At 73.6% G+C, this 12,856-nt stretch carries 13 protein-coding genes; 12 read left to right on the top strand and 1 reads right to left on the bottom strand.

Features of this window, described 5'->3' with window-relative positions; genetic code table 11:
• The first annotated feature begins 262 nt into the window (after positions 1-262).
• The 8 genes from infC (at position 263) to EUS26_RS09675 (ending at position 7,984) form a co-directional block, all read left to right on the top strand.
• Positions 263-916, top strand: coding sequence for a translation initiation factor IF-3 (gene infC, locus EUS26_RS09710; protein ID WP_202865107.1), 654 nt, complete (start codon positions 263-265; stop codon positions 914-916).
• A gap of 102 nt (positions 917-1,018) precedes the next feature.
• Positions 1,019-1,213: a 50S ribosomal protein L35 gene (rpmI, locus tag EUS26_RS09705; RefSeq protein ID WP_022925542.1), complete on the top strand. Its 195-nt coding sequence runs from the start codon at positions 1,019-1,021 to the stop codon at positions 1,211-1,213.
• 53 nt (positions 1,214-1,266) lie between these two features.
• Positions 1,267-1,653: a 50S ribosomal protein L20 gene (gene rplT, locus EUS26_RS09700; RefSeq protein WP_130013595.1), complete on the top strand. Its 387-nt coding sequence runs from the start codon at positions 1,267-1,269 to the stop codon at positions 1,651-1,653.
• 35 nt (positions 1,654-1,688) lie between these two features.
• Entirely contained in the window at positions 1,689-2,513 is an 825-nt protein-coding gene (locus EUS26_RS09695) for a TrmH family RNA methyltransferase (RefSeq protein ID WP_130013593.1), read from the top strand.
• 60 nt (positions 2,514-2,573) lie between these two features.
• Complete coding sequence (pheS, locus tag EUS26_RS09690; protein ID WP_238148898.1) at positions 2,574-3,740, top strand: phenylalanine--tRNA ligase subunit alpha; 1,167 nt, start codon at positions 2,574-2,576, stop codon at positions 3,738-3,740.
• Complete coding sequence (pheT, locus tag EUS26_RS09685; protein WP_130013591.1) at positions 3,740-6,277, top strand: phenylalanine--tRNA ligase subunit beta; 2,538 nt, start codon at positions 3,740-3,742, stop codon at positions 6,275-6,277. The genes pheS and pheT overlap by 1 nt, the downstream gene beginning before the upstream one ends.
• Positions 6,278-6,285: 8 nt before the next feature.
• Entirely contained in the window at positions 6,286-7,044 is a 759-nt protein-coding gene (locus EUS26_RS09680) for an SDR family oxidoreductase (RefSeq protein ID WP_238148897.1), read from the top strand.
• Between the two features lies 1 nt (position 7,045).
• Complete coding sequence (locus EUS26_RS09675; protein WP_130013587.1) at positions 7,046-7,984, top strand: aminoglycoside phosphotransferase family protein; 939 nt, start codon at positions 7,046-7,048, stop codon at positions 7,982-7,984.
• 25 nt (positions 7,985-8,009) lie between these two features.
• Here EUS26_RS09675 and EUS26_RS09670 read toward each other — a convergent pair whose 3' ends face one another.
• Entirely contained in the window at positions 8,010-8,408 is a 399-nt protein-coding gene (locus tag EUS26_RS09670; protein ID WP_130013585.1) for an MmcQ/YjbR family DNA-binding protein, read from the bottom strand.
• 89 nt (positions 8,409-8,497) lie between these two features.
• Between EUS26_RS09670 and EUS26_RS09665 the strand changes: the two genes are divergently transcribed.
• Genes EUS26_RS09665 through tyrS form a run of 4 tightly spaced genes read left to right on the top strand, consistent with a single transcriptional unit; the run spans position 8,498 to position 12,514 of the window.
• Positions 8,498-9,001 carry an arginine repressor gene (locus tag EUS26_RS09665; RefSeq protein ID WP_130013769.1) on the top strand — a complete coding sequence of 168 codons (504 nt, stop codon included), beginning with the start codon at positions 8,498-8,500 and terminating at the stop codon, positions 8,999-9,001.
• A 13-nt stretch (positions 9,002-9,014) separates the two neighbouring features.
• Positions 9,015-10,436, top strand: a complete 1,422-nt coding sequence (argH, locus tag EUS26_RS09660) for an argininosuccinate lyase (RefSeq protein ID WP_130013583.1) — start codon at positions 9,015-9,017, stop codon at positions 10,434-10,436.
• Between the two features lie 24 nt (positions 10,437-10,460).
• A complete protein-coding gene (locus EUS26_RS09655) occupies positions 10,461-11,192 on the top strand; it encodes a DNA-3-methyladenine glycosylase (protein ID WP_130013581.1) in 732 nt (243 codons plus the stop codon).
• A gap of 59 nt (positions 11,193-11,251) precedes the next feature.
• Complete coding sequence (gene tyrS, locus EUS26_RS09650) at positions 11,252-12,514, top strand: tyrosine--tRNA ligase (RefSeq protein WP_130013579.1); 1,263 nt, start codon at positions 11,252-11,254, stop codon at positions 12,512-12,514.
• The last annotated feature ends 342 nt before the right edge of the window (positions 12,515-12,856 follow it).

Below are 12,856 nucleotides of genomic sequence, written 5' to 3'. Positions count from 1 at the left end.
CCGGCCCGGCGGCGGCACGGCATACCGGCCCGTCCCGAGACCGCTCGGGGCGGGCCGCCGCCGTCTGCTAGACTGATGGGTGACCAGTCGGGCGTCTCGGACGTCCGACGTGCAAGAGGGGCCCTGGCCCCCACCCGCGTCGACCACAGGTCGCCGGGTCTCGGTCTCGGGCGGTGTTCGCACCGCTCGAGCGTGATGCCCCCGCCCGGCGGGTGGTGTCGCCGTGGGCCTCTTGCGCACCTGGTGCCAGGAGGCCTTTCTGGTGCCCGGGGTCGTCAGGACACGACGACGAAGGAGCAGGCACATCAGCGAGCCTCGCATCAACGACCGCATCCGCGTCCCGGAAGTGCGGTTGGTGGGCCCCAACGGGGAACAGGTCGGCATCGTGCGCGTCGAGGACGCGCTGCGGCTGGCGGCCGAGGCCGACCTCGACCTGGTCGAGGTGGCCCCGATGGCGCGCCCTCCGGTCGCCAAGCTCATGGACTACGGCAAGTACAAGTACGAAGCCGCCATGAAGGCCAGGGAAGCCCGCAAGAACCAGGTCAACACGGTCATCAAGGAGATCAAGCTCCGGCCGAAGATCGACGACCACGACTACGGCACCAAGAAGGGTCACGTCGTGCGGTTCCTCAAGGCGGGCGACAAGGTCAAGGTCACGATCATGTTCCGTGGCCGCGAGCAGTCCCGCCCCGAGCTGGGCTTCCGGCTGCTGCAGCGGCTCGCCGAGGACGTCGTCGAGCTGGGCCACGTCGAGAGCGCGCCCAAGCAGGACGGCCGCAACATGGTCATGGTGCTCGGTCCCACCGCCAAGAAGGCGCAGGTGCGTCAGGCCAAGCGCCGCGACGCCGAGCGTGCCCAGGACGAGCAGGACGCCCCGGCCGCCGACGGCGCCACCCTGGCGGGCGACACCCCCTGAGCCACCGGCCCGGCCCACCCCCTGGGGCCGCGGTCACGGCCTACCCCACAGAACCACGCCCGGCACCCCGGGCAGGACGATGACGACGAAGGAGATCGGCTCATGCCGAAGATGAAGACCCACAGCGGCGCCAAGAAGCGGTTCCGCGTGACGGGCTCCGGCAAGATCATGCACCAGCGTGCACGCCACGTGCACAAGTTCCAGGAGCGCACCAGCCAGGCCGCGCGTCGGCTCGTGAACGACAAGGAGGTCGCGCCCAGCGACGTCCGCAAGGTCAAGAAGATGCTCGGTCTCTGACCGGGCACCTCCCCCTCGAACTCACCCCCAAGCACTAGTCAAGGAGTACTCACGTGGCACGCGTGAAGCGGGCGGTCAACGCCCACAAGAAGCGCCGGGTCGTCCTGGAGCGCGCCAGCGGTTACCGCGGGCAGCGCAGCCGGCTCTACCGCAAGGCCAAGGAGCAGGTCACCCACAGCCTGGTCTACAGCTACAACGACCGTCGCGCCCGCAAGGGCGACTTCCGTCGCCTGTGGATCCAGCGCATCAACGCCGGCGCCCGCGCCCACGGCATGACCTACAACCGGTTCATCCAGGGCCTCAAGGCCGCCGGTGTCGAGGTCGACCGCCGCATGCTGGCCGAGCTGGCCGTCCACGACGAGGCCGCCTTCGCCTCGCTGGTCGAGCTCTCCCGCGCCAACGTGCCCGCCGCCGGCACCGCGGCCGAGTCCGCGGCCTGAGCCGCCGCACGACGACCGCACCGACGCCCCAGCGCATGAGCGCCCCCGACCGGCCGCTGCTGAGCAACGCTCGCAGCGGACGGGTCCGGGAGGTCTCCGCGCTGGGGCGTCGTGCTGCCCGGGAGCGCTCCGGCCGGTTCCTCGTCGAGGGTCCGCAGGCCGTGCGCGAGCTGCTCCGGTATGCCGGGGCGCAGGCCCGGGCGCTCTACGTCACCGAGGGCGCGGGGGAGCGGCACGCCGAGCTCGTCGACGCGGCCCGCGAGGCGGACGTGCCGACCTGGACGTGCACCGACGAGGTGCTGTCGGCGATGGCCGACACCGGCTCGCCGCAAGGCGTGCTGGCGGTCGCCGACCACGTCGACGTGCCGCTGGGCGAGGCGCTGGACGCGGTCGGCCCGACGGGCTTCGCCGTCGTGCTCACGCACGTCCGGGACCCTGGCAACGCCGGCACCGTGCTGCGGGGGGCGAGCGCCTTCGGGGCCGCCGCGGTGCTGGTCAGCGCCGCCTCGGTCGACGTGCACAACCCCAAGGTGGTGCGCTCCACCGTGGGTGCCCTCTTCCACCTGCCGGTGAGCGTGGGGACGCCGGTCGCCGAGCTGCTCGCCGCCTGCCGGGAGCGCGGCATCCGGCTGCTCGCGGCCGACGGCACGGGAGAGGTGACGCTGCCGGAGGCCGACCTGGCCGGCCGGCACGCCTGGGTGCTCGGCAACGAGGCGTGGGGGATGCCGACCGAGGTGCTCGAGGCCTGCGACGAGGCGGTCTCGATCCCCATCGGGCGGGCCGAGTCGCTCAACCTCGCGATGGCCGCGACCGTCTGCCTGCACGCGTCCGCGGCCGCCGGCCGCCAGGGACGGCGCTGAGCGCTCCCGTCGGGGAAACCCGGTCGAGGGGGAGGCCCGGGCGCACCTAGACTTGCGCAGGTGTCCAAGGCCAACAGTCACGACAGTCCAGCCGGTATGCCGTCGGCCCCCGACGCGGGCGGGTCGCCGCAGCACCCCGACGAGGTGCCGTCGCCGACCGCCGCGCCCGAGCTCAGCCAGGAAGGCGTCGACGGGCACGTCGAGGCGGCCCTGGCCGCCATCGGTGGCGCCGGCGACCTGGACGAGCTGAAGGAGGCCCGGCTCGCCCACGCCGGCGACCGGTCCCCGCTCGCCCTGGCCAACCGCGCCATCGGCGCACTCCCGGGACCGGAGAAGGCCGCCGCCGGCAAGCTCGTCGGCCAGGCGCGGGGGAGGGTCAACCAGGCGCTGGCCCGGCGGCAGCAGGAGCTGGAGGCCGAGCGGGACGAGCGCATCCTGGTCGAGGAGGCCATGGACCTCACCGTGGCCCCCGGCCGCCGCCCCCTGGGCCGGCGGCACGTGCTGACCGTCACCGCCGAGCGGATGGCCGACGCCATGGTCGCCCTGGGGTGGGAGGTCGCCGAGGGGCCGCAGGTCGAGGCCGAGTGGTTCAACTTCGACGCCCTCAACTTCGACAAGGACCACCCGGCCCGGCAGATGCAGGACACCTTCTTCGTCGACCCGGCCAAGGCGGGGCTGGTGCTGCGCACCCACACCTCGCCGGTGCAGGCGCGCTCGCTGCTGGACCGCGGGGTGCCGCTCTACGTCGCCGTGCCGGGCAAGACCTTCCGCACCGACGAGCTGGACGCCACGCATACCCCGGTGTTCCACCAGCTCGAGGGCCTGGCCATCGACGAGGGCCTGACCATGGCCCACCTCAAGGGCACCCTGGACCGGCTCGCCGAGGCGATGTTCGGGCCGGGCACGGTCAGCCGGCTGCGGCCCGCCTACTTCCCGTTCACCGAGCCCAGCGCGGAGATGGACTTCCGCTGCTTCGTGTGCCGTGGGGAGGCGACGGCGCCGCCGTGCCGCACCTGTGGCGGGACCGGCTGGATCGAGTGGGGGGGCTGCGGCATGGTCAACCACAACGTCCTGCGCGCCTGCGGCGTCGACCCCGAGCGCTACCAGGGGTTCGCCTTCGGCATGGGGGTGGAGCGGACGGCCATGTTCCGCCACGGCATCGCGGACATGCGCGAGCTCATCGAGGGAGACGTGCGCTTCAACGCGCAGTTCGGGATGGAGATCTGATGCGGGTACCGGTCGACTGGCTGGGCGAGTACGTCACCCTGCCCGAGGGCGTCACCGGCGAGCAGATCGCCGCCGACCTCGTGGCCGTCGGGCTCGAGGAGGAGGGGCTGCACACGAGCGGCGTCGGTGGCCCCCTCGTCGTGGGCCGGGTGCTCGAGATGAGCCCCGAGGAGCAGCGCAACGGCAAGACGATCAACTGGTGCCAGGTCGACGTCGGCGACGCGAACGGCACCGGAGAGCCGCAGGGCATCGTCTGCGGCGCACACAACTTCACCGTCGGCGACCTCGTGGCGGTCATCCTGCCGGGGGGCACGCTGCCGACACCGCAGGGGCCGCTGACCATCAGCGCACGCAAGACCTACGGGCACGTGTCGGCCGGCATGATCTGCTCGGTCCGCGAGCTGGGCATCGGCGAGGACCACGACGGCATCCTCGTGCTGCCGCGGCTCCTGCCGGCCGAGGTCGTGGCGCGGCTCGCCCCGGGAGACGACCTCATCACCGTGCTCGGCCTGGACCGGGAGACGGTCGAGGTCAACGTCACCCCCGACCGCGGCTACTGCTTCTCCCTCCGCGGCATCGCCCGGGAGTACTCGCACGCCACGGGCGCCGCCTACACCGACCCCGCCTCGCTCGCGGTCGACGCCGGCGACGGTGAGGGGTATGCCGTGCGGCTGGCCGACGAGAGCCCGGTCGAGGGGGTGCCGGGCTGCGACCGCTACCTGGCCCGGGTGGTGCGCGGCATCGACCTCACCCGGACCACCCCGGAGTGGATGGCGCGCCGTCTCACCGAGGCGGGTATGCGTCCGCTCGGGCTGGCGGTGGACGTCACGAACTACGTCATGCTGGCGCTGGGGCAGCCGCTGCACGCCTTCGACCTGGCCACCCTCACCGGCCCGGTCGTCGTGCGCCGCGCCCGTCCGGGGGAGCGACTCACCACCCTCGACGACGTCGACCGCGCCCTCGACCCCGAGGACCTGCTCATCACCGACGGCGGCGAGCGGGTGCTCGCGCTGGCCGGGGTCATGGGCGGCGAGGACGGAGAGGTGACCCCCGGCGTGACCACCGACGTGCTCATCGAGTCGGCCCACTTCGACGCCCGCTCGGTGGGACGCACCTCCCGACGTCACAAGCTGTCCAGCGAGGCGGCCCGGCGTTTCGAGCGGGGGGTGGACCCGGGCGTCACCGCGGCGGCAGCCCAGCTCGCGGTGGACCTGCTCGTCGAGCACGGGGGCGGGACCGCCGACCCCGCGGTGACCGACGTGGACCAGCGTCCGGAGCGGTCCACCATCGACCTCGACCTGACGATGGCCACCCGCTACGTCGGCGTGAACTACGACCTCGCCCGGGTGCGCGAGATCCTGGAGCTCATCGGGTGCGAGCTCACCGACGGGGAGTCCGCACGCCTGGTCACCGTCCGGCCGCCCAGCTGGCGGCCTGACCTCACCGACGCCCCGGGGCTGGTCGAGGAGGTCGCCCGGATCGACGGCTACGACAAGATCCCCTCGGTCGTCCCTCGGGCGGTCGGCGGGCGCGGCCTGACCCACGGCCAGCGCGCGCGACGGGCGGTGGCCACGGCCCTCGCGGGTCAGGGGCTCCAGGAGGTCCTCACCTACCCCTTCGTGGGCGCCGCCCGCTTCGACGAGCTCGGTCTGGACGACGCGGACCCGCACCGGCACGCGGTGCGCCTGGCCAACCCCCTGTCCGACGAGGCCCCGCTCATGCGGACGGCCCTGCTCCAGACGCTGCCCGAGGCGCTGCGCCGCAACGTCTCCCGCGGCACCCGGGACGTGGCGCTCTTCGAGATCGACAGCGTGACCCGGCCCGAGGGCGAGGTCATGGCACCCGTGCCCGGCGTCGGTGAGCAGCCCGACGACGAGGTGCTGGCGCAGATCCGCTCGGCGGTCCCCGCGCAGCCCTGGCACGTGGCGATCATGGCGGCCGGCCAGGCCGACCGGGCCGGCTGGTGGGGCAGGGGTCGCCCGGTCGACGTCGTCGACGTCGTCGGATGGGCGCACGCCGTCGCGGACGCCCTGGGCGTGGAGGTGCGCCGCCGGCAGGGTGCCCGCGCCCCGTTCCACCCGGGCCGCTGCGTCGAGCTGACGCTGCCGGACGGCACCCGGGTGGGCTGGGCCGGCGAGCTGCACCCGAAGGTCGTGCAACGGCTGGGTCTGCCGCTGCGGACCAGCGCCGCCGAGCTCGACCTCGACGTGCTCGTCACGGCCAGCGACCACCGCACCCAGGCGAGCCCGCTGTCCACCCACCCGCTGGCGACGTCCGACGTCGCGCTGGAGGTCCCTCGCGGGGTGCGGTTCAGCGCCGTCGAGGAGTCCCTGCGTGCCGGGGCGGGGGCCCTGCTGGAGAGCCTGGAGCTGTTCGACGTCTACGCCGGTGACCAGGTGGCGCAGGACCGCCACTCCCTGGCCTTCCGGATGCACTTCCGGGCGCCGGACCGCACGTTGACGACGCAGGAGGTCAACGAGGCCCGTGATGCCGCCGTCGGACGGGCGGCGCAGGAGCACGGCGCGGTGCAGCGATGAGCGCGGGGGTGGCCCTGGTCACCGGCGCGTCGCGTGGGATCGGCGCGCTCGCCGTCGAGGCGCTGCTCAGTGCCGGGTGGCGGGTCGTGGGCGTGTCCCGCTCGGGCACCGTCGCCGACGGCGCCGAGGGTCTGCCGTGCGACGTCACCGACGCGGAGCAGGTCGCCGCTGTCGTGGCCGAGGTCGTCGACCGGCACGGCAGCATCGACGTGCTCGTCAACAACGCCGGCCTCATCGAGGCCGAGGTCCCGCTGTGGGAGGCGGACGTCGACGAGTGGTGGCAGGTCATGGTCACCAACGTGCGGGGCCCGTTCCTCATGACCCGCGCCGTGGTGCCGCACATGATCGCGGCGGGCCGAGGCCGGGTGGTCAACATCAACTCCGGGTCGGGCACCAAGGAGCGCGGTGACCTCACCGCGTACTGCGGCTCGAAGTCCGCGCTGGCCCGCATCACCGGCGGGGTCGCCCAGGCCGGGGCCGAGCACGGAGTGCTGGCCTTCGACCTGGCCCCCGGGGTCGTGGAGACCGACATGACGCACTCGATGCAGATGCACGAGGGCCGCACCGAGTGGACCGCGCCAGAAGACGTGACCGACCTGCTCCTGGCCCTCGCCGGGGGCGAGCTGGACGGCTTCTCCGGCCGCATGGTGCGCGCGGGCGCCGACGACCTCGACACCCTGCGCGACTGGTCGGCGCGAGGTCTGCCCGACGGGGCGCGCATGCTCCGGCTGCGGCCGTGGGGCGAGGACGACCCGCTGGCTCCCTGACGTGGGCGAGTTCGGCGACCGCCTCGGCTGGGCCGACCTGCCACCCGCGGTGCACGACTGGGCGAGGCACGTCCTCGGCGAGCCCGTCGTCGAGGCGGTCTCCCAGCCGGGCGGCTTCTCACCGGGCTCGGCCGACCGGGTCCGCACCGACGGCGGCAGCCGGGCCTTCGTCAAGGCGGTCGGCCCGCACCCCAACCCGGACTCGGCCGGTCTGCACCGCCGGGAGGCCGAGGTGCTCCGCAGCCTCGCCGCCGACGGGCTCGACGTCGCCCCGGCCCTGCTCGCGGTCCTCGACGAGGACGGGTGGGTCGCGGTCATGACCGAGGTGGTCGACGGCCGTCACCCGCACGCACCATGGACCACCGACGAGCTGGCAGCCGCCCTGGACGCCCTGGGAGAGGTCGCCCAGCACCCCGCGCCCCGCTCCTGGCCGGAGCTGCCGACGGAGCTGGCCGAGCCCTTCGACTGCTGGGCACGGGTCGTCGAGGCGCCCCCTGCCGGTCTCGACCCGTGGCTGGCGGCCCGCCTCCCGGAGCTGCACGAGCTGTCCCTGCGCACCCTCGCCCGGCTCTCGGGGGACGCCGTCGTGCACACGGACGTGCGGGCCGACAACCTGCTGGTCGAGCCGGGCGGCCGGGTCAGGGTCGTCGACTGGCCGTGGGCCAGCCGCGGCGCGGCCTGGTTCGACGCCACCTCGCTCCTGGTCGACGTCCGGGCGGTCGGAGAGCTGGACCCCACGCGGCACCTGCCCGCGCTGGCCGCACTGGGCGCCACCACGGAGGACGTGCTGGGGGGCGTCGCGGGGCTGTGCGGCTACCTCGTCGACGCGGCCCGGCGGCCACCGGCGCCGGGCCTGCCGACCCTGCGCGCCTTCCAGCGGTCCCGGGGCGAGGCGGCGGTGCGGCTCGTGCAGGAGCTGTGGGACGGCACCGGCTCCTGAGCCTGCTGGCGCGACCGGGTCCGGGTCACCCCGGCCGTGCGTCCAGCTCGGCGACCAGGGCACGGGGGGCGGTCGCGCGGTAGGACTCCTCGACGAGCTCGGCGACCTCGACCCAGTCGCTGCCGACGTCGAGGTCGACGCCCACCCAGCCGGCGGCGCCGAGGTAGGCCGGCCGGAAGCACCGGGGCTGCTCGAGCAGGGCCCTCACCTCGTCGGGGGGCGGCTTCACGACCACCGAGTCCGGGTGCTGGACGAACGCCCCGTCGACCTTCACCGAGGCGCCGACGTAGGCGAACACCTTCTGGGTGAAGAACGCCGGGTGGCCGTGGCTGGTCTTCTCAGCGGACCCGGGCAGCGCCATACAGACCTCCCGCAGCGTCGCCAGCACCGGGCTGTGCGGGTCCACCATGAGCGGGTGAGCCATGGGGGGCACACTAGCGCGGTCCGGCGACGCGCGCTGGATGCATAATCATGCACGCGTCGGTATACTCCTGCAGCGTGACCTCGATCCCCATGACCCGTGCCGCGCGGCACCAGCGGATCAGCGACCTGCTGGAGCGCCACGCGGTCGGCTCACAGGGGCAGCTGCTCGACCTGCTGTCCGAGGACGGCATCTCGGTCACCCAGGCCACCCTCTCCCGCGACCTCGTCGAGCTCGACGCCGTCAAGGTGCGTCGCGGCCGCCAGCTGGTGTACGCCGTGCCTGGCGAGGGCGGCGACCACACCCCCCGCCCGGCCCAGGACCAGGGCGAGGTGAGCCACCGGCTCGCACGCCTCTGCCAGGAGCTCCTGGTCAGCGCCCGCTCGGTCGGCAACCAGGTGGTGCTGCGCACCCCGCCCGGGGCCGCGCAGTTCCTGGCCTCCGCGATCGACCGCAGCGACGCCGAGGACATCCTCGGCACCATCGCCGGCGACGACACCATCCTGGTCATCACCACCGACCCGGCCGGCGGCCCGGACACGGCCCAGCGGCTGCTCACGCTCGCGGCCGAGCCCGAGTCGCGTGACGGCACCTGACAGACTGGGCCCCATGACCGTGAGCCTGTGGGGAGGTCGCTTCACCGGCGGCCCCAGCGACGCCTTGGCCGCCCTGAGCAAGAGCACGCACTTCGACTGGAGGTTGGCGCCCTACGACCTCGCCGGGTCGCGCGCGCACGCCCGGGTCCTGCACCGCGCCGGCCTGCTCTCCGACGAGGACCTCGAGGCCATGCTCGCGGCCCTGGGCCGGCTGCGCGCGGACCTCGCCTCGGGTGAGTTCGTGGCGCTGGAGACCGACGAGGACGTCCACACCGCCCTGGAGCGCGGCCTCATCGAGCGGGCCGGGCCCGAGGTGGGCGGCCGGCTGCGGGCCGGGCGCTCGCGCAACGACCAGGTCGCCGCCCAGTTCCGCATGTACCTGCGTGACCAGGCCCGGCTGCTCGGCGCCAAGGTCCTCGAGGTCGTGCAGGCGCTCGTCGACCAGGCCGCGGCGCACCCCGAGGTCGCCATGCCGGGGCGGACCCACCTGCAGCACGCGCAGCCGGTGCTCCTGGCCCACCACCTGCAGGCCCACGCGTGGGCGCTGATCCGGGACGTCGAGCGGCTGGTCGACTGGGACCGCAGGTCGGCCGTCTCCCCCTACGGCTCGGGCGCCCTCGCCGGGTCGTCGCTGGGGCTCGACCCGCAGTCCGTCGCGCACGACCTCGGTATGCCGCACGCCGTGGAGAACTCCATCGACGGCACCGCCTCGCGCGACTTCGCCGCAGAGTTCTCCTTCGTCATGGCGATGACGGCGGTCGACCTGTCCCGCATCGCCGAGGAGGTCATCCTCTGGGCCACCGCGGAGTTCGGCTTCGTCACCCTGGACGACGCCTTCTCCACCGGCTCGAGCATCATGCCGCAGAAGAAGAACCCCGACGTCGCCGAGCTCACCCGGGGGAAGGCCGGCAGGCTCATCGGTGACCTCGCCGGGCTGCTCGCCACCCTCAAGGGGCTGCCGCTGGCCTACAACCGCGACCTGCAGGAGGACAAGGAGCCGGTCTTCGACGCGGTGGACACCCTCGAGGTGCTGCTGCCCGCCGTCTCCGGGATGGTCGCGACGCTGACCTTCCACCCCGACCGGCTGGAGGAGCTGGCCCCGCGGGGGTTCTCGCTGGCCACCGATGTCGCGGAGTGGCTCGTCCGCGAGGGCGTGCCGTTCCGGGTGGCGCACGAGGTGGCGGGTGCCTGCGTCCGCTCCTGCGAGGAGCGGGGGATCGGCCTGGAGGACCTGGGCGACGAGGACCTCGCGGCGATCAGCGAGCACCTGCACCCGGGGGTGCGCTCGGTGCTCACCGTGGCCGGCTCGCTGGCCTCCCGCAACGCGCACGGCGGCACCGCCCCCGTCCGGGTGACCGAGCAGCGGGCGCACCTGCTCAAGCAGCTCGCGCGGCTGCGTCACTGGGTGCGGGAGATGCCCGCCGTCCGCGACTGAGTGCGCACCACGGGAGGGCCCGGCATGCGGACCGTCGACGGGGGCGGCCGCCCGGTGCAGCGGGCCGAGCTGGACGCCCCTGTCCTCGAGGTCGCCCCGTGGCTGCTGGGCTGCGTGCTCACGCACGACGGGGTGGCCGTGCGGCTCACCGAGGTGGAGGCCTACGCGGGCACCGACGACCCGGGCTCGCACGCCTACCGAGGACGGACGACCCGCACCGCGGTCATGTTCGGGCCCCCGGGCCACCTCTACGTCTACCTCAGCCACGGGCTGCACACCTGCGCGAACATCGTCACCGGGCCGGCGGGGACGGCCTCCGCGGTGCTGCTGCGCGCCGGCGAGGTGGTGGACGGCGCGGCGCTCGCCCGCACCCGTCGGGAACGTGCCCGGTCCGGCCCGGTCCGCGACCACGAGCTGGCGCGCGGCCCGGGCAACCTGGGACGTGCGCTCGGCCTGGACCGTGAGCACGACGGCATCGACGTGTGCCGCCGGACCTCACCCGTCGTGCTGCACGCGCCGTCGACCCGGGCGGGTGGGGGAGAGAGGGGCCCGGCTCGCCGCGTCCCGACGCAGGGGCTCAGGACCGGGCCGCGGGTCGGGGTGAGCGGCGAGGGAGGGTCGGGGGAGCGCTATCCCTGGCGGTTTTGGCTCCCCGACGAGCCGACGGTGTCGGCGTACCGGGCGGCGGCCTCCCGCCGCGACGCCCCCCGCAGGAAGCCGACCAGCGCCTCGGAGCCGGGCCGGCCGCGACAGTAGGCTGGCCCCGGGCGGCGAGGCGTACCTCGTCGCCGACCCCCGACCGGAAGGACCCCACGGTGACCCACATCCTCGACGAGCTCCAGTGGCGGGGCCTGGTGGCGCAGACCACCGACGAGGCCGCGCTGCGCGAGGCCCTCGACGACGGACCCCTCACCGTCTACTGCGGGTTCGACCCCACCGCCCCGTCCCTGCACTTCGGCAATCTGGTGCAGCTCATCGTGCTGCGCCACCTGCAACGGGCGGGTCACCGGGTCATCTGCCTCGTGGGCGGGTCGACCGGTCTCATCGGGGACCCCAAGGCGACCTCCGAGCGGGTGCTCAAGACCAAGGACGAGGCGGCCGCCAACGTCGGCCGCATCCAGGAGCTGGTCCGACCCTTCCTCGACGTCGAGGGGGACAACGCGGCGCTCATGGTCAACAACCTCGACTGGACGGCGCCGATGAGCGCCCTGGACTTCCTGCGCGACGTCGGTCAGCACTTCCGGGTCAACCAGATGATCCGCAAGGAGGCCATCGCGGCACGGCTGCAGAGCCAGGAGGGGATCTCCTACACCGAGTTCAGCTACCAGCTGCTGCAGGGGCTCGACTACCTGCACCTGTTCCGGGAGTACGGCTGCACCCTGCAGACCGGCGGGCAGGACCAGTGGGGCAACCTCACGGCGGGGGTGGACCTCATCCACCGGGTGGAAGGGGCCTCGGTGCAGGTGCTCACCACCCCGCTCATCACCGACGAGAACGGGATGAAGTACGGCAAGTCCGAGGGCAACGCCGTCTGGCTCTCGGCGGACATGACCTCGCCGTACGCCTTCTACCAGTACTGGATCAACGTGGCCGACGCCGAGACCGGCAAGCTGCTGCGCGTCTTCACCGACCGCGGGCCGGAGGAGGTGGCCGCGCTCGAGGAGTCGGCGCGGGAGCGACCCCACCTGCGCGAGGCCCAGCGTGCCCTGGCCGGCGACGTGACCACCCTCGTGCACGGGCCCGAGGCGACGGCCCAGGTCGAGGCGGCCAGCCAGGTGCTCTTCGGGCGGGGGGACCCGACCGCGCTGGAGGCCGGCACGCTGCGCGACGCGACCGCCGAGCTGCCCGGCGGGGCGGCGGACGTGGGCGACACGCTCATCGACGCCCTGGTCCGGACCGGCCTGGCCGACAGCAGGGGCGCGGCGCGCCGGCTGGTCGCCGACGGAGGCGTGAGCCTCAACAACACCAAGGTGGACGACGTCGAGCGGGTGCTGCAGGAGGAGGACTTCCTGCACGGCCAGGTGGCTCTGCTCAAGCGAGGACGCAAGAGCCTCGCTGCCGTCCGAAAAGCCCCCTGACCAGCGGATTTGTCGTTGCCCGTCGACGTCGCCTAGAGTTTCACCTCGCCGCACCGACAGGGAGGCACGGACACCGAGAGGTGGCCGGTCCCGGGTACGGCACCACGCACCAACAGCGTCCGAGCAGGGCTCGGACGGGATTTGACTCCCGGAAGCGCGGGTGCGTAACCTTGAAGAAAGCCCCGGACATCACGGCGCGGAAGCGCACGGATCATGGTGTGTGTCCGATTCTTGAGAACTCAACAGCGTGTTTGTTTTTTGATGCCATGTTTTGTTTGCCATGGCTGGTGCCCGCCCCCGGGTGCTGGTTGTGGTTTTTGTTGGGATCGTTATCTGTTCGGT

The sequence above is a fragment of the Serinicoccus sediminis genome (assembly GCF_004153545.1).
In the GTDB taxonomy this organism is placed as follows: Bacteria; Actinomycetota; Actinomycetes; order Actinomycetales; family Dermatophilaceae; genus Ornithinicoccus; species Ornithinicoccus sediminis_A.
This window is presented reverse-complemented; position numbering and strand designations above follow the sequence as displayed.